The organism is Shewanella sp. NIFS-20-20 (genome assembly GCF_019209865.1).
Classification (GTDB): Bacteria; Pseudomonadota; Gammaproteobacteria; order Enterobacterales; family Shewanellaceae; genus Shewanella.
On the sequence record NZ_JAHUTT010000041.1, the window covers coordinates 18,017 to 34,218 of the forward strand.

Genomic DNA, 16,202 nt, shown 5'->3' on the forward strand with positions numbered 1-16,202 from the left:
CTCCTTTGGGGATGAGTATGATCTTCAGTCCAGCAAGACTCAAATCAACAAGATCTCATGCTTCTTTTGGCAAAGAAGCATTCCAGCACAATGCGGCCTCGCTGACACACTCGTTTGCTACCTGCGCCGGAGTAAATTGTTAACCATTTGTTTTTATGTTAAAAATAAATGGTTAACCACGCCAGTCGAATTGTTGAGTCCAACAATGACTGACCCAACACATTGAGCGGGTAGCCCATTATTAACATGAAAACTATTACAATAAAAATCATCGCCGTGATGGCGAGCCTTATCGCCTTAGGGATGGCGCTGTTGTACGGATTGCTCTATGCCAGTTTACCGCAGCTGGACGGTGAGCTGACCATGCCCGGCGCGACGTTATCAGCCCCGACCCGCCTTGAGCGTGATGCATTGGGCAGTGCCATTATTACCGCCAACAATCGCAGTGACGCCGCCTTTGCGTTAGGGTTCGCCCATGGCCAAGATAGATTTTTTCAAATGGATTTACTCAGACGCAACGCGGCGGGAGAATTAGCCGAACTCTTTGGCGATGGGGCATTAGCACTGGATAAGTCTCATCGTTTTCATCAATTCCGCCAACGCGCACGCTTAGCCGTCAGCCAATTGCCCAGCATTCAGGCACACATCCTTAACGCTTATAGCGCGGGTGTCAATGCAGCGCTGAGTCAACAAACCATTAATAGCTTTGAGTATTGGCTTAGCAGTAATACTCTCGCCCCATGGCAACCAGAAGACAGCTTACTGGTGATTTACAGCATGTACTTAGATTTACAAAGCGCCACCCTCGAGCGCGAGCAAGTACTGGAATATATCAAGCGAAGCCTTGGCGATGATATGGTGGCCTTTATTAGCCAGAATGATCGCTACCAAGCCGCCTTAGATGGCAGCGAACTAACGATTGACACCATGGCAGTACCGGCATTGCCGGTTGCATTAACCCCTTATGCGCAATCGGCGAGCTTGCACATTGGTGATGCCGATGTTGTCGGCAGCAACAACTGGGCGGTCACAGGATCACTGACTGCCAGTGGTCACGCCATGTTGTCAGATGATATGCACTTGGGCCTAGCCGTGCCGGTGATCTGGTATCGAGCTCAGCTGAATTATCGCGACGCGCAACAGCAAGGCGTGCAAGTCACCGGAGTGAGCTTGCCTGGCGCACCTGCCATCGTCGTCGGCACCAACAATCAGGTCGCTTGGGGCTTTACCAACGCCTATATCGATACGGCAGACTGGGTAGCCTTAGCACCAACCGATAAAACCCAAACATTGACCGAAGTGATCTACAGTAAAGACCAGCCCCATGAATTGGCCATTGAGATGTCACGCTATGGGCCAGTAACTCAAGTGGATGGTGTCAAATATGCACTGGCTTGGGTTGGCCACCAAAGTTATGCCGTCGATATGGATTTGATTGAATTAGAAACCGCCTCCGACGTCGATAGCGCATTAGCTCTCAGCGCGGAAACCGGCATTCCCGTGCAAAATATGTTAGTCACCGATAGCCAAGGAAACGCCGCATGGCGCTTAACCGGGGCAATCAGTAGCCGCGATAACCCCAATATCACCAGTCAACAGCCTCAACAATTCCAAGCCCACGCATGGCTTAGCCCAGCCACTGACATTCCGGTAGTAAAAAATCCACAGCAACACCGCCTGTGGAGTGCCAATAGCCGAGTGTTATCGACACAAGATCACCTCAGATTTGGTGATGGTGGCTATGCCATTGGCAGCCGCTCAAGCCAAATAAAAGACAACTTAATGGCCCATCAACAATTTGATGAAACCGAGTTTTTGACCATGCAATTGGATAACCGAGCCATATTTATGCGCCGTTGGCACAGCTTATTGACGGCATCCTTAGCCACTGATATCAACCAGTACCATCAAGATCTCGACTGGTTAAGAAATTGGGGCGAATGCGCTTGCAGCGATTCGGTGGGATATAGCTTAGTGACAGCCTTCCGCAATCAACTCCTGGATGACACGTTTGCGCCGTTAGAGCATCACTTAGCCAATCAAGACCTGAGCTTACGCCGGGTAAAATCGGGACTCGAAACCGCGTTTTGGCAACTGTTAAGTCGTGACAACTCACAGTGGTTGCCTCAAATCCCTACTGAGCGGACGGCATTTATCCTCGCTAGCTACCAACAAGCCAAGGCAAAGTTACTCAAACAACATAGTCCAAGTGGGCAACTGCAAGATCTGGCGTGGGGGCGAGTCAATGCACTGACTATCAGCCATCCATTCAGTCGCCAAATACCAGGGTTAGCCCCAGTGCTGGATATGCCCAGCGTCGCGGGGTTTGGCGGGCGCTTTGAGCCCGCGGTGCAAGCCCCTCGATTTGGCGCCTCACAACGTTTTATCGTACAACCGGGGCGCGAGCAGGACGGCATTCTCACTCTTCCAGGAGGGCAGTCTGGTCACCCGTTATCGGCCTATTATCGCGCAGGGTTTGATGATTATGCCAACCACCAAGCCACGCCATTGTTACCCACAGCGCCTCGGCATACCTTGCATTTAAAGCCAGAGGTCAATCCCTAAACCGCAGCGAAGAGCCCTAGGCCTGCGTAGCGGCACGCACATGGTGGCCTGCAAATCAGCACTCACAATGCCGTGATGCCCCCTAGAGCTCATGCCATGGCGAGTGCTAGCGGCTCGTGTTTAGTGTTGATGCTCATCCCTCACGGCGTCCGCTTGACCACGTTCGAAACTGTGATAAAACCCTGAACGGCCATGCTGGATATAGCCTTGATGGATCATCGTTGCAATAAACGGATCCGCCTCATTGTCACCAACATCAGCAAAATCAATATCCTCATAACCTTGGGTCATGTGTACAAAGTCCTGTTCACTGAGGGGCGTCAACGCCTGTAACTGCAAGTGCACCACGGCGTGTTCAGCGTTGGTCATCACCATCTCGCGCGGTAAAGCCCATGGCTCCAGCCAATCAACCATCAGCTGTTGCCCTTGATATTCCCCTCGATATGTCGCACTGGCAACACAAGGGCTATTGCCTTGGTGCTGAGCACTCAGGCTTAGCTGGCTAAGTACGCTGGGTGACACCACATGATACAGTTGCTTTAAATCAACATGTTGGCCAAGTGCCAGCAAATCCCCTCGCTGATAGGTCACCGAACGGCGTTCGCTCGGAAAGTAACGGACATACTCGCCATGGTGCCAGCCTTCAAACGTCGTTGCTGAACGCTCTATCAGTAGTTGTTGCTGATTGCGGTGCAACTGCATGGTAAAGCGAGAACCCTGTGCATCGGTCACGACATAGCTCGCACTTAGGTGCTGGCTATCAAAGCTGGACTCGGCAGACCATGGCGCAAATGGGCATTCGTTATGGCTCGCACTCAACGGTGCGTCTCCAAAGTCGGCGACAGATTGCGCCATAACCGCCAGAGGCGCACAGCTCAGCCCCAGCAACCATATTCCATATAATTTCATAAGCTTTCTCTCATTAAAGCGATCCCATATCAGCTTAGGCTGGTGGGATCGCTGGCAATGGGTATGGGTTATTGTGCGGCTTCGGCCTTGCCCACCAAGTTGGCAGCATGATTGATCACATGAAAAATCTCGCTTTGCTCGACAGTACCTTGAACCAGATGTGCACCAGGGCCCCCCGCAAAAATTGCCACATCTTCACCAGCATGGGTTTCACTGCTCAGTGGGATCAGCGCTTCTTGATGAAAACCCACATGTTGCACATCAACATAGTTGAGGTCCTTTCTGCCCGCGTCAATGGCAAAGTTATAGCGTTCATCCCCCCCGGTGGCGAACGACGCAAAGCCAGCGCCGTTGGCATAACCGACGGTCGTATATGGCAATCCATTTGCATCAGTGGCGTTAGTCACAGCCGCGACCCCATTGGCATCATTGCTTTTGACTAAACCTAATATCGGGTTGCCGCGGGTGGGATAGCCCGCAATGGTAAACACATGGCTATGATCGGCGGTCACTATGAGCAAGGTATCATTGGCTGAGGTTTTTTCCATCGCCACTCTAACCGCGTCAGACAAGGCCAAGGTGTCGTACAAGGCTCTGGCCGCGTTGCCAGCATGATGCGCATGATCAATACCGCCTGCCTCAACAATCAACACAAATCCATTCTCATTTTTACTTAGCATATCGATAGATTTAGCGGTCATTTCGGCCAACGATGGCTCACCAGCAACCCCGGCAGTCGTACGGTCATAGTCATATTTCATGTGTGACGAATTAAACAATCCCAACAAATGATCAGTGCGCTGGCTATCCACCGCCACAAAAGCATCTCGGTCTTGCACATACGCCGCATTAGGATATTTGGCTAACCATTCCGCGGTTAAATCTCGGCCATCTCGACGTTTGCCCGACTTGCCTTCAGGATCAATCATCGATGTCGGAATAAAGTTACGCCGACCGCCCCCCATCACCACATTGATGCCCTGTCCGCCATTAAATGCTAATAATTGCGCCGCAATGTCTTCACAACCATGGCTGATGGCTTCACTAGGCAAGTTCGAATCGGCTTCCCAATTGCGATCGGGGACATGAGCAAACGTCGCCGCTGGGGTGGCATGAGTAATTCGCGCGGTCGAAACCACGCCGGTTGCCATGCCTGCCATCGCGGCTAATTCCAGCGACGTCACCAAATGTTGACCTTGGGCCGAGGCGCAATTGCCGCGAACCACCCCTTCCCCTTGGCTGATCACGCCAACATCGGTTTTCACTCCGGTCATCATGGCGGTCATGGTGCCCGCCGAATCGGGCGTTTGACCGTCAACATTGTAGGTTTTAGCGAGACCAACATAAGGCAAGGTTTCAAATGACAGCGAGTTTTCTTCGCCACTGTGCCCTCGTAATTGGCCATCAAGAATACGGCCAGCGGTAACGGTTGATACCCCCATGCCATCCCCAACAAATAAAATGATGTTTTTAGCCGCGCCCGCTTGGTTATTTACCGTCAAGGTATCGGCTTTAGCCACTCGTGCCTGACCATCGATATACCATTGATTCACCGCGCTCCAATCTTGACCATCTACGCCATTTGAACCATTTGTGCCATTTGCACCATCGGCACCATTGTCACCCTCACACCCCATCAGTGCCAATATTGCAGCCAAGGTGATTACCAGTATTTGCTTTGTCATTTTATGCTCCAACCTTAATATTTTGTGCCACCAAGCTGCTGCACTTGATTGATAATATGGAAGATCACGTTTTGCTCGATAACCCCTTGGGCTAAGTGCGCACCGGGGCCTAAAGCATGCAGACTGATGTCTTCACCGGCGTGGGTTTCACTGCTCATGGGGATCAAGGCTTGCTGCATAAAATCTTTATCGGTCGTGTCAACTGACGATAAATCATCGCGAACGCCAACCACGGCGCCAGGCCCATTGCTATAGGCTAAAGTGGTGTATGGTTTGCCATCACTAGCGAGTGCTAACTCGCCACCTATAGAGTGAACGAGGCCTAACATGGGGTTACCTCGCTGTGGATAACCTGCAATAGTGAACACATGGCTGTGGTCGGCCGTGACCATAATTAAGGTGTCTTCGCTGCGGGTGCCAGCAACGGCAGCTTGCACGGCACTGGATAGCTCAACTGTATCGGTTAAGGCGCGATGAGCATTACCCGCATGATGCCCATGATCGATGCGGCCTGATTCGACAATCAACAAATAACCGTTTGGATTTTTCTTCAGTATTTCTATGGCCTTCGTGGTCATTTCGGTTAACGATGGCTCTCCACCACGATCATTCGCTCTATCAATTTCATATTGCATGTGCGAGGGATTAAACAAGCCCAACAGATGATCGGTGGTGCTAGAGTCAATGGCATCAAAACCCGATTTATCCCATACATATGCCGCATTGGTGTAGCTGTTTAGCCAAGTCTGGGTTAAATCTTTTCCGTCGTTACGCTTACCGGCTTTACCTTCGCCATCGATTACCTCTTTTGGTAAAAAATAACTGCGACCACCGCCTAGGGCAACACTTAAACCATTGTCACTGCTACGTTCAACCAATTGACTAGCAATATCTTTACAGCCATTAGCAATGGCCTCTGCCGGTAAATTGCTATCCGCCTCCCAATTACGCTCAGGTGACTTAGCATAGGCCGCCGCGGGAGTTGTATGTGTCAATCGCGCCGTCGACACGACCCCAGTTGCTAACCCTTTGGCGTTCGCGAGATCCACGAGACTGATTAACTCATTGCCTTGGGACGACAAACAATTTCCTCGAAGGCTCGTGTCGGCAATAGCAATAATCCCCGCTTTGGTTTTCACCCCAGTTGCCATGGCTGTCATGGTGCCAGCAGAGTCTGGGGTTTGTTGATTGGTGGTATAGGTTTTGACCAAGGCGGTGTAAGGGAAATGCTCAAAACTCAATACGTTTTCTTCGCCCCCTTGGTGACCGGCGTGCTGCTGACCTTGTAAAATCCGCGCCGCGGTTAAGGTCGAAATGCCCATACCATCCCCCACAAATAAGATGACATTTTTAGCGTGTTCCCCTGTGGTCAATTGGCTTTTATTAACCACATTGGCGGCACCGTCTTTAAACCATTGGCTATTGGTTTGGTTGGCTGGCAACACGCTGGCATAGACGGTTAGCGTTACCATACTGCAGGACAAGGCTGCGGCTATCGTTCTTAGTTTGATCACATTCATCACCTTTTAAAAATCAACAAAATACTGCCCAAAATCGGTGGTCAATTGTTGATGGCAAAGATGACGAACATGCGTAAGTTATATGGCGGTTTTATGTCACTGCGCGAACCTCTGGCCACAGCCAGCGTAAAATGATGACGTTTTAGGCCTGTGACCAAATTCAAATTCCCTGAAAAAGCAGATGCTAACACTTGATTCAAATCAAAGTTTCACCCATGGTAGGCACAACTTTTTTATGGAGCTATCACATGCGCCAAGCAATAAATCATTCTTCCCGTCTCTCTTGCGTCGCCATCACCAGCCTACTGCTGGCTTTGCCGTTACCGGCCATGGCATTTGATCTCGGTGGTGCTAGAACATCAATGTTGGTGATCTTAGGGCTAGGAAGCCTGTGCCTACTGAACCTATGTTTGCAAGCCCTGTTTTATTTTTCAGGCGCCTATAGCCGGCCTAAATTTGCCATTGGCCACGTATTAATTGCCTTATTGGCGCCGGTTATCGCCATCATTATGACCTTAAGTGATACCCAAGGCTTTAATGGTTTGAGTTTAAACCTTGGCATGACCTTCATTGCCATCGCGCTCGCACTAATCCCGCTGAGCTTACGTCACAATGCCAAAGCAACTGGCCCCCACAGTAGCTATATTTTGAGCTTTGGTGCGCTGCTTTTTATGCTATTGGCACTGATGATTGCCCCCATTGGCGTATTTGCCATGATAGCTGCCAGCGTCAGTATATGGTTCGCAACCCAGCATTGGGCTCGATTGATCGCGTTAGCCATATTAATCCCCGCCACCACGATTTTTAGCATCTGGTTGTGGCAAATAAGTCATCTTATTCTTGCCAATGTCGGCGGATAAATCGCGGGCCGCTAGCAAGCCACTGACCCACTTGCTCGATGAAATACGTCAATGCAGCCAGTGTCAGTCTCATTTGCCTTTGCCTGCACGCCCCATATTACAAGCCAGTGGCCAGGCTAAAATCTTGATCGCAGGCCAAGCGCCGGGGCGAGTTACCCATCAGCGCAGCATACCCTTTGATGATGCCAGTGGCGATCGCCTCCGGCGTTGGCTTGGGGTGTCTAGAGCCAGCTTCTATGACCCCAATCTATTTGCCATCGTGCCCATGGGCTTTTGTTATCCCGGCACCCTAATCAACCATGGAAAAAAACACGGTGATTGCCCGCCAAGACCCGAATGCCAACAGCGGTGGCACCCACAGCTCCTGCCCTTACTCGATAAGGTTGAACTCACCATTATTCTCGGGCAGTTTGCTATTGATTATCACTTAGGTCGCACGCCTAAACTCAGTGTCACCCAAGCGGTAAGCCAATGGCAAAGGTGGTGGCCTCGGCACATAGTGCTGCCTCACCCAAGTCCAAGAAACAACCTGTGGCTAAAGCGTCATCCTGATTTTGAACACCTTGTCATCCCAAGCCTGCAGTCACGCGTTCGCCACCTACTGACGGGCTAATCAACGCGGCGCGATGTATCAAGGCGAAGTCACACAAGGGTTAAGCCAAATTGACTCACAGGGTGATTCGCCTATCAAGGCCTTATCGATTTTGTGCGATGGCACAACTATTTGCCTTATTAATCTTACCGATAAGTGGCCTTGGCCAAAGTATCCAAGCTGGGTTTCAGTAATAATGAGCCCGATAACCGCCAAAGCGGACTTACAATAACAAGCTAGGATCTCACATGTACCTCATTCTTACCCTTATTGCCGTGGTGGGCTTTATTGTGTTTGCCACCGCCAAGCTTAAACTCCACCCATTTTTAACCTTACTGATTGCCACCTTTTTAGCTGCTTTTGCCTTTGGTCTTCCAGCCGCCAGCATTGCCAAAACCATTACTTCAGGTTTTGGTGGCATTTTAGGTTACATCGGTCTGGTCATTGTTTTAGGCACCATCATAGGCACCATTTTAGAAAAAAGCGGTGCGGCCATCACCTTGGCCGATGTGGTGATCCGTGTGCTCGGCAAACGCTTCCCTAATCTCACCATGTCGATCATTGGTTATATCGTATCTATTCCGGTGTTTTGTGACTCGGGCTTTGTGATCTTGCACTCTCTGAAGCAATCGCTGGCCAACCGCATGAAAGTCTCCAGTGTATCGATGAGTGTTGCCCTCGCTACCGGCTTATATGCCACCCACACTTTTGTACCGCCAACGCCGGGTCCTATTGCGGCGGCCGGAAACCTCGGTCTAGAGTCTCAGTTAGGATTAGTGATTGCCATCGGCTTAGTGATTGCCGCCGTGGCAGCGCTGGCAGGATTGTGGTGGGCGAGTCGCTTTGCTGGAGTTGAGCCCGATGGCGAGGGCGCCGAGGAGTTAATTAGCCAAGCCAATCAATATAAATCCTTAAAAGCAAGCTATGGTCAACTGCCATCAGCCATGGCCGCCTTCGCGCCAATTTTGGCGCCAATTTTACTGATCTGTTTAGGATCGATTGCTAATTTCCCTGCCAAACCATTTGGCAGCGCCATCGCGTTTGACGTGCTTAACTTTTTGGGTCAACCACTGAACGCCTTAATGATTGGTCTGATGTTATCTCTGGCGCTATTAAAAAGTGACGACAAACTAAAAGAATTTAGTGACCGCATTAGTCAAGGCTTAGTGATAGCAGCCCCAATTTTACTGATCACCGGGGCTGGCGGAGCCTTTGGTGCTGTGATTAAAGCCACCCCTATTGGTGATTTTCTTGGCACCAGTTTATCGGCCTTAGGCATTGGTATTTTTATGCCATTTGTGGTGGCGGCGGCGCTTAAGTCGGCCCAGGGGTCATCAACCGTTGCTTTAGTGGCAACCTCCGCTTTAGTCGCACCTATGCTTGGGGATATTGGTTTAGGCTCAGATCTCGGACGTGTATTAACTGTAATGGCCATTGGCGCGGGCGCCATGACCGTTTCTCATGCCAATGATAGCTTCTTTTGGGTCGTGACTCAGTTTAGCCGCATGAGTGTCGCACAAGCCTATCGCGCCCAAACCATGGCGACTTTAGTACAAGGGCTGACCGCCATGGCCTTGGTTTATCTGTTAAGTTTGCTATTACTCTAATCGTGACGGCTTAAGCGCCTAGCTTAAGCCACACTTTGTTAGCGAGTTAGCCATGTATAACTCGCCATCGGCTCAGGAAAATTAATGAAAATAGTTATCGCCCCCGACTCATTTAAAGAAAGTCTCAGCGCGCTTGAGGTTGCCAATGCTATTGAAATTGGCTTTAAGCAAGTATTCCCCGAGGCAGACTATATCAAGGTGCCGATGGCCGATGGTGGTGAAGGTACGGTCGACGCCATGGTCGATGCTACCGCTGGCAGTCGCCGTCAAGTTGAGGTCACAGGTCCCATTGGTGAGCGGATCATGGCGACCTATGGCCTTTTAGGCCAAAACGAGCAGCACTCGGCGCCACGCGCGATTATAGAAATGGCCTCGGCCTCGGGCATACATTTAGTGCCAATGGCCAGTCGTAATCCCTATATCACCTCAAGTATTGGCACTGGTGAGCTCATCAAAGATGCGCTCGATCATGGCGTGCGTCATATCATCTTGGGTCTTGGCGGCAGCGCCACTAACGATGGCGGTGCCGGGATGTTGCAAGCCCTTGGCGCTATCTTACTTGATCAACATCAACGGCCCTTAAGTGCAGGGGGCGCCGCCTTAAGTCAGCTGGTTAGCGTAGATGTGAGCAACCTTCATCCTGCCCTAGCTGACTGCCAAATTGATGTTGCCTGTGATGTTGATAATCCCTTATGTGGTGAACGCGGTGCCTCGTATATTTTTGGCCCCCAAAAAGGAGCGAGCCCCGCCATGGTTGAAAAATTGGATAAGGCGCTCGCCCATTTCGCTGCGGTGGTGGCCAGTCAATATCCGGCCACCCAAGGATTAGCCCAATTAGCAGGCGCTGGCGCCGCTGGCGGCATGGGATTTGCTGTGGTGAGTCTATTAGGCGCCAAACTTGCCCCAGGAGTGGATTTAGTCAAACGAGCAGTGAATTTAGAGCACGCCATTGCAGGGGCATCGTTAGTGATCACCGGCGAAGGTCGAATAGATGGTCAAACTGTCTATGGTAAAACGCCCATGGGGGTGCTCAACGTCGCCAATGACTATAAAGTCCCTTGTATTGCCTTGGCAGGGTGTTTAGGCAGCGATGCCGATAAAATCAAAGCCCAGGGAATGCAGGCCATCTTTCCGATTGTCCCTGCCTCGGTCACACTTGAGCAGGCATTAGCGACTGGAGAGCAAAACTTAATTCGCACCGCCGCCAATTTAGCGGCAATCATCAAACTTGGGCAAAGATTCGGCAACTAAGGATGAGATTCCTGCTCACTCACGCTACTGCCGTGCTGTAGCCCAAATAGAACCCTTGTAAGTTTGTGAGCCAGATCTTGATGTGTGCTGGCGGTTACAGTAAAGTTGCCAACAATTTACTGTAACCGCTAACGATGGCCTCTTTTTTGAGTATCCCACCGCCAGTAGGTTCAGCCAGTCCCACTTCATAAGAGTGTCTATGACTTCAGCTTCTCGTACCCAAACTACCTTTGCGTCTTCATCTGGACTGCTGCCGGCATTAGAGGGCACTGATGCGCAAGCGCCGCAGACAACCAGCCCAGCTTCGATAGCAATTGCCTCTACGGATGCCATTCTTAAGGTGTTTACCGTTCCCGAAGCCCCTAATTCAACCTTAGGCCAGATTGAAGCCAAATTATCCCATGACTTAGCCGGTTTTTTGCGAGATAACATTGCTGCATTAGAAAAGCCGTTAAGTGATATCGAACAAGACTTTAGTCAACATAAAATTCCCACGACTCCCCGCTTTGTGTCTGACTATGTCGATGAAATCATGCACACCTTGGTGGCACATTCAGTGCATACCGCGGCCCCAAGTTTTATCGGTCATATGACGTCGGCTTTGCCTCATTTTGTACTGCCTTTGTCTAAAATCATGGTGGCGCTCAATCAAAATCTGGTCAAAATCGAAACGTCCAAAGCTTTTACCCCACTAGAACGGCAAGTATTAGGCATGATGCATCACCTGATTTATCAGCGGAATGCAGATTTTTATCAAGCGTTTCAGCATCAAGCCAATACGGCCTTAGGCGCCTTTTGTTCCGGTGGCACCATTGCCAACATCACTGCGCTCTGGGTCGCACGTAATCGCTTACTTCAGCCTGACGGTGAGTTTTTAGGGGTTCATCGTCACGGCCTAGTTCGCGCATTACGCCATTATGGCTTTGATGACATCGCTATCTTAGTGTCTGAACGCGGACACTATTCATTAGCCAAGGCGGCCGATTTACTGGGCATTGGGCGAGCCAATATTATTAGCATAGCGACGACCGCGCATAATAAAGTCGATATCAAGGCCATGCGCGCACAAGCCGAAGATCTCAAACGTCAAAACATACGGGTAATGGCCATTGTTGGCGTGGCTGGCACCACAGAAACGGGCAATATTGATGATTTAAGCGCCCTCGCCGACCTTGCGACTGAATTGGACTGTCATTTTCATGTTGATGCGGCATGGGGCGGAGCCAGTTTATTATCAAGCAAATATCGCCATCTGTTACAAGCAATAGAACGAGCTGACTCAGTCACTATCGATGCTCATAAGCAAATGTATGTGCCCATGGGGGCTGGCATGGTGCTATTTAAAGACCCTAGTGCCAGCCATGCTATCGTTCACCATGCCGAATACATTTTACGCCAAGGCTCGAAAGATTTAGGCAGCCAGACTCTCGAAGGCTCCCGCCCGGGCATGGCACTGCAAGTGCATGCTTGTCTGCAGATTATTGGCCAACAAGGTTATGAAATCTTAATTAATCGCAGCATAGAAATGGCGCATGCATTTGCCGCCAAGATAAACCAAAATGCGGATTTTGAACTGACTAGTGCACCCGAGTTATGCATTCTCACCTATCGCTATGTGCCAGCCATCGTTCAGCAAGCTATCGGCAAGCTCATAAATTCTAATAATATTGCGCAGATTGGAGGGCAAACTCCCGTTGAATGTTTGGAGCGTCTGCAACTCTTACTCGATGACTTAACCCAGCATATTCAAAAGACTCAACGTGAATTAGGTAAGTCGTTTGTTTCACGCACCCGCATCCCCCCCGCCTCAATGCCACTGCGTAAATCCGTGGTATTTAGGGTGGTGCTAGCCAATCCCTTGACCACAGAGGAGATTATCGATGCCGTGCTTATTGAGCAAGCGAACATCGCCAGCGCCGAGCAAGACGTCATGCCTCGATTAATCACACTTGCCAACGCCGTGCTAGCTCAACTTTAATGAGCAACTTCTTAGTGGGCCAACTTCTTAGTGGGCAACTTCTTAGTGCCTACAAAGCCACCCACTTTAATTAGATGCACAGTGCCTACAAAGCCACCCACTTTAATTAGATGCACAGTGCCTACAAAGCCACCCACTTTAATTAGATGCACAAAAGCCCTATCTCAGAAAAATTGAATAAGCCGAGTTAATTGTGCCAACCCCAAGCGTCTTATTAATTAGCCAGCCATTATTAATCAATGGCCTAAGGCTTATCCAACAAAGTAAAAATGGGGATAATTTAATGATGAGCAAAATGGAAGTTTTAATGGGATTGTTTACGCAATTTCGTGCGACATGTCATGATTAAATGAACAAATTTACGGATGCATGCTGAAGAGTGGCCACACTTTCTTGGCTCATAGCTTAATGAGATAGGATCTTGGGGGCATTGGATTTATTAAATTATGTCAGGGCTTAAATACTGACAACTTTTAGCAAAGTGTCGTCGCCGCTTTTGTAAATGCTCACAAAATAGTGTGAGTTCTGGCGTAGTGCCCACCGGGCCATGAAACAGCTTGCCAAATTCGGTGATAAGTTTACACCAGCGCTCTGCTGGCATGTTGATACGATTAAGTACGCGACTGCTGCCCTCTCGTATCGAACCTCGTTTGTCATCACGGATGATTCGGCCCGTATCTTCAATGAGTTCAAGATAATCCTTGAACTCAAAATTAAGACCGATTGGCTGGCCTGCGTGCTCACCGCCTTGAAATGACAGTAAAGCTTGGGACTCTTCACCCTTGAGCGCGGCGTGTATTCGCAGTTGAATGCTGGTGAAATCTGATTGCTCCGGGGTAGCGGCTTCGTTTGCCCTTATTGGGTTTAAGTCCACATAAGCCATGCAGGCAAGTACTGCTGCTTCATCCAATAAGGCTTGCGATTTAAACCTGCCCTCCCAGAATCGGCCCGAGCAACCATCTTCCTGATTGGCTTGTCTGGCGATAGGTTCGTTTAAGCAGCGCATAAACCAAGAGATATCACACAAGCGACTGCGATATATGGCGATGGCATGTTTAAGTCGTATCACATCATGAGGAGCCACCAGCTCGCCTTGGGCAAACTTTTGCGTTAAGTCATCCCCTTTAAACAATTGATGCCATTGCTCGACCACTTGTTTGTCACTCCAAGCATTGGCGCTATCAATGTCGACTCGCAATACCAAATGCAAATGATTAGACATCACCGCAAAGGCCGCCACATCAATGGCAAACACTTGGGCGAGCACTTGAATGCGCTCAGTCACCCAATCTCGCCGGTGGTCGTAGTTTTTACCTGAGAATTTATCATCCCCGCACAAGAATGCGCGGCGGACAACGCGGCTACAGCAGTGATAATAAGGCGTGTCTTCAATACTGATTTGGGTTCTTCTTGGACGCGGCATAACAGGCTCCAACATCAACAACACCCATCAGCATAGTAGAAAAGACCAAGCCCCTCCATTTGCAATTAGTTTTTAACAAAGCCACCCATAATATATGTGAACCATAATATGGGTGGCCATCATCTTTGTTGTCAGTATCTTTGCAGCTTATCAGCTGTTGTCATCTGATGTACGGGATAACCATTCGACAGCGACGCCCGCTTGGTCAAACATTTCTTGGCTGATTTGGATTTTATCACCCCAACGGGATAAAAAGTCAGGGCTAGGTTGTGGACTATGCACACTGCTTATGCCGGTTTGAATAATCTTAGCCGCACAGTTTGGGCAAGGAAAGTGAGTAACCCAAATGTCGCAACCGCTTAAATCCCTTTTAGCATAAAGAATCGCATTTTCTTCTGCATGCAAAGTTTTGAGTAACTTCATCTCACGGTTATCAGTATCAGCACTGTCTGAAACGCCATGGGGGTATCCATTAAATCCTAAGGAAACAATACGATTATTCTCAGTAATCACTGCGCCAACTTGGGTAGAAGGATCTTTACTCCAAGATGCAACGAGCTCGGCCATCTGTAAAAAGCGTGTTGCCCATTTGCTCATCATGTTGTTAGCTTCCTATGCAATCGTGGTAAATACATCATTTGGATTTATCGCTATTTTCTATCCAGAACTCTTATAAATCAACCACGGCTAATGTTTTTGCTTTATTTAGCCTGAGCATTGCCCCTGCCGCCCAAGCGCGAGTTCAGCGCGATTCTTTGCCATCATAAACCATAGGGGCTGCGCAAACTGATATGCTCAATCGCTTGAAGCAGTCAAATGAGGTGGCCTAATCATTGGCAATAACATGACTAATACTTTCTTACTGACTTACCAGCCGAAATACGCTCTAAATAACAAAGAGTCTCAATGGTGATTAAGCCTCAGTTACAACTCCATGGGCAATCGAGTTAAACTCATAATTTCGCCAAAAATAAAATAGCAGCACCATCAGCCAACTTATCATCATTGTTGACTCAACCTAACTATCACTCGCTACCAATGGTATGGGAATTACAGTATTTCGGTCTCAAAACGGGCAAGTCTGGCTTCTGCTTGGGTGCAGGCTGTAAGGGCTATCAATTCGCGTAACGTGATATTGGGGTTATCCTTATTGAGCCGCGCGAGTTTAACCGGCAGCGGCTCAAGCTTATCCGCCGGCGGTACTAACCCAGCTTCTAGCTTGTTAGTGAGGTAAATGAACGCGTCTTGGTTGGTGTCTTTTAACGCTTGAGCTAAAGATTGAATATCCATTGCCAGGCCATTGGCGCTCCAATGACGAGAACGCCTCACTCGCTTAAGCTGGCAGCCGTATTGCTTGGCTAAGGTTTGCGCTTCACTCACTAAGGTCCTGCCTATGCGATGAATAAGTGCAGGTAAGTGTATGTTAATTGGCTCATTGTGATGCATGAAAGTCACTGGGAATATTTTCGGTATGCCTGCCTTAGTTGCAGGTATTTATGCCATGATGGTTTATGATATCGAGCATTTTAAATTTCACAAATAATGGCAGAGTACCTGAAACAAAGCGCTCATTTCTGGTGTTATTAGCCAGCCCGCCACCAGCGCTGATATTGCCCTAACAGCGATTGCCCTAACATCGCCAGCATAATTGCCCAAGGCGCGCGCTTGATAACCAGCAGACAACAAGGGCGTTGTTGATCAAATAGTTCACGTAACGTACTGATCTAATGACACTTACTCTAATTACTCAACTCGGTAACTAACAGGCATACCTAGTCTTATGACTTTGTTCATTGCCTTGACGTTAGCTAA

General features: G+C 49.3%; 12 protein-coding genes. 6 read left to right on the forward strand and 6 right to left on the reverse strand.

The features are described 5' to 3' along the window. The first annotated feature begins 246 nt into the window (after positions 1-246). Complete coding sequence (locus tag KU855_RS13025; RefSeq protein WP_218530712.1) at positions 247-2,565, forward strand: penicillin acylase family protein; 2,319 nt, start codon at positions 247-249, stop codon at positions 2,563-2,565. Positions 2,566-2,685: 120 nt separating this feature from the next. On the opposite strand, the gene KU855_RS13030 is transcribed toward KU855_RS13025, so the two are convergent. The 3 genes from KU855_RS13030 to KU855_RS13040 all read right to left on the reverse strand — a co-directional run bounded on the left by KU855_RS13030 (position 2,686) and on the right by KU855_RS13040 (position 6,679). After that, positions 2,686-3,474: a hypothetical protein gene (locus KU855_RS13030; protein ID WP_218530713.1), complete on the reverse strand. Its 789-nt coding sequence runs from the start codon at positions 3,472-3,474 to the stop codon at positions 2,686-2,688. 68 nt (positions 3,475-3,542) lie between these two features. Continuing rightward, positions 3,543-5,159 (reverse strand): alkaline phosphatase, encoded by a 1,617-nt coding sequence (locus KU855_RS13035; RefSeq protein WP_218530714.1) that lies wholly within the window; start codon positions 5,157-5,159, stop codon positions 3,543-3,545. Between the two features lie 14 nt (positions 5,160-5,173). Then, a complete protein-coding gene (locus KU855_RS13040; RefSeq protein WP_218530715.1) occupies positions 5,174-6,679 on the reverse strand; it encodes an alkaline phosphatase in 1,506 nt (501 codons plus the stop codon). A gap of 248 nt (positions 6,680-6,927) precedes the next feature. Between KU855_RS13040 and KU855_RS13045 the strand changes: the two genes are divergently transcribed. The 5 genes from KU855_RS13045 to panP all read left to right on the forward strand — a co-directional run bounded on the left by KU855_RS13045 (position 6,928) and on the right by panP (position 12,967). Beyond that, positions 6,928-7,539 carry a hypothetical protein gene (locus tag KU855_RS13045; RefSeq protein WP_218530716.1) on the forward strand — a complete coding sequence of 204 codons (612 nt, stop codon included), beginning with the start codon at positions 6,928-6,930 and terminating at the stop codon, positions 7,537-7,539. Next, complete coding sequence (locus tag KU855_RS13050; protein WP_218530717.1) at positions 7,526-8,152, forward strand: uracil-DNA glycosylase family protein; 627 nt, start codon at positions 7,526-7,528, stop codon at positions 8,150-8,152. Before KU855_RS13045 ends, KU855_RS13050 begins: the two co-directional genes overlap by 14 nt. A gap of 227 nt (positions 8,153-8,379) precedes the next feature. Continuing rightward, the gene (locus KU855_RS13055) at positions 8,380-9,738 is read left to right on the forward strand and encodes a GntP family permease (RefSeq protein WP_218530718.1); all 1,359 of its coding nucleotides are present in this window, start codon (positions 8,380-8,382) and stop codon (positions 9,736-9,738) included. A gap of 84 nt (positions 9,739-9,822) precedes the next feature. Beyond that, on the forward strand, positions 9,823-10,989 hold the full coding sequence (locus tag KU855_RS13060; protein ID WP_218530719.1) for a glycerate kinase: 1,167 nt from the start codon (positions 9,823-9,825) through the stop codon (positions 10,987-10,989). Between the two features lie 199 nt (positions 10,990-11,188). Beyond that, positions 11,189-12,967, forward strand: a complete 1,779-nt coding sequence (panP, locus tag KU855_RS13065) for a pyridoxal-dependent aspartate 1-decarboxylase PanP (RefSeq protein ID WP_218530720.1) — start codon at positions 11,189-11,191, stop codon at positions 12,965-12,967. A 439-nt stretch (positions 12,968-13,406) separates the two neighbouring features. Here the strand turns inward: panP and KU855_RS13070 are convergent, their stop codons facing one another. The 3 genes from KU855_RS13070 to KU855_RS13080 all read right to left on the reverse strand — a co-directional run bounded on the left by KU855_RS13070 (position 13,407) and on the right by KU855_RS13080 (position 15,836). Beyond that, complete coding sequence (locus KU855_RS13070) at positions 13,407-14,390, reverse strand: transposase (RefSeq protein ID WP_218530721.1); 984 nt, start codon at positions 14,388-14,390, stop codon at positions 13,407-13,409. Positions 14,391-14,540: 150 nt separating this feature from the next. Beyond that, positions 14,541-14,990, reverse strand: coding sequence for a dCMP deaminase family protein (locus tag KU855_RS13075; protein ID WP_218530722.1), 450 nt, complete (start codon positions 14,988-14,990; stop codon positions 14,541-14,543). A 450-nt stretch (positions 14,991-15,440) separates the two neighbouring features. After that, positions 15,441-15,836 carry a ribosome recycling factor family protein gene (locus tag KU855_RS13080; protein ID WP_218530723.1) on the reverse strand — a complete coding sequence of 132 codons (396 nt, stop codon included), beginning with the start codon at positions 15,834-15,836 and terminating at the stop codon, positions 15,441-15,443. Positions 15,837-16,202 lie beyond the last annotated feature (366 nt).

Coding starts and splice junctions, on each gene's coding strand:
- KU855_RS13075 (WP_218530722.1), bottom strand. CDS start 14,990: ATGATGAGCAAATGGGCAACACGCTTTTTACAGATGGCCGAGCTCGTT.
- KU855_RS13060 (WP_218530719.1), top strand. CDS start 9,823: ATGAAAATAGTTATCGCCCCCGACTCATTTAAAGAAAGTCTCAGCGCG.
- KU855_RS13035 (WP_218530714.1), bottom strand. CDS start 5,159: ATGACAAAGCAAATACTGGTAATCACCTTGGCTGCAATATTGGCACTG.
- KU855_RS13070 (WP_218530721.1), bottom strand. CDS start 14,390: ATGCCGCGTCCAAGAAGAACCCAAATCAGTATTGAAGACACGCCTTAT.
- KU855_RS13080 (WP_218530723.1), bottom strand. CDS start 15,836: ATGCATCACAATGAGCCAATTAACATACACTTACCTGCACTTATTCAT.
- KU855_RS13045 (WP_218530716.1), top strand. CDS start 6,928: ATGCGCCAAGCAATAAATCATTCTTCCCGTCTCTCTTGCGTCGCCATC.
- KU855_RS13025 (WP_218530712.1), top strand. CDS start 247: ATGAAAACTATTACAATAAAAATCATCGCCGTGATGGCGAGCCTTATC.
- KU855_RS13040 (WP_218530715.1), bottom strand. CDS start 6,679: ATGAATGTGATCAAACTAAGAACGATAGCCGCAGCCTTGTCCTGCAGT.
- KU855_RS13055 (WP_218530718.1), top strand. CDS start 8,380: ATGTACCTCATTCTTACCCTTATTGCCGTGGTGGGCTTTATTGTGTTT.
- panP (WP_218530720.1), top strand. CDS start 11,189: ATGACTTCAGCTTCTCGTACCCAAACTACCTTTGCGTCTTCATCTGGA.
- KU855_RS13050 (WP_218530717.1), top strand. CDS start 7,526: ATGTCGGCGGATAAATCGCGGGCCGCTAGCAAGCCACTGACCCACTTG.
- KU855_RS13030 (WP_218530713.1), bottom strand. CDS start 3,474: ATGAAATTATATGGAATATGGTTGCTGGGGCTGAGCTGTGCGCCTCTG.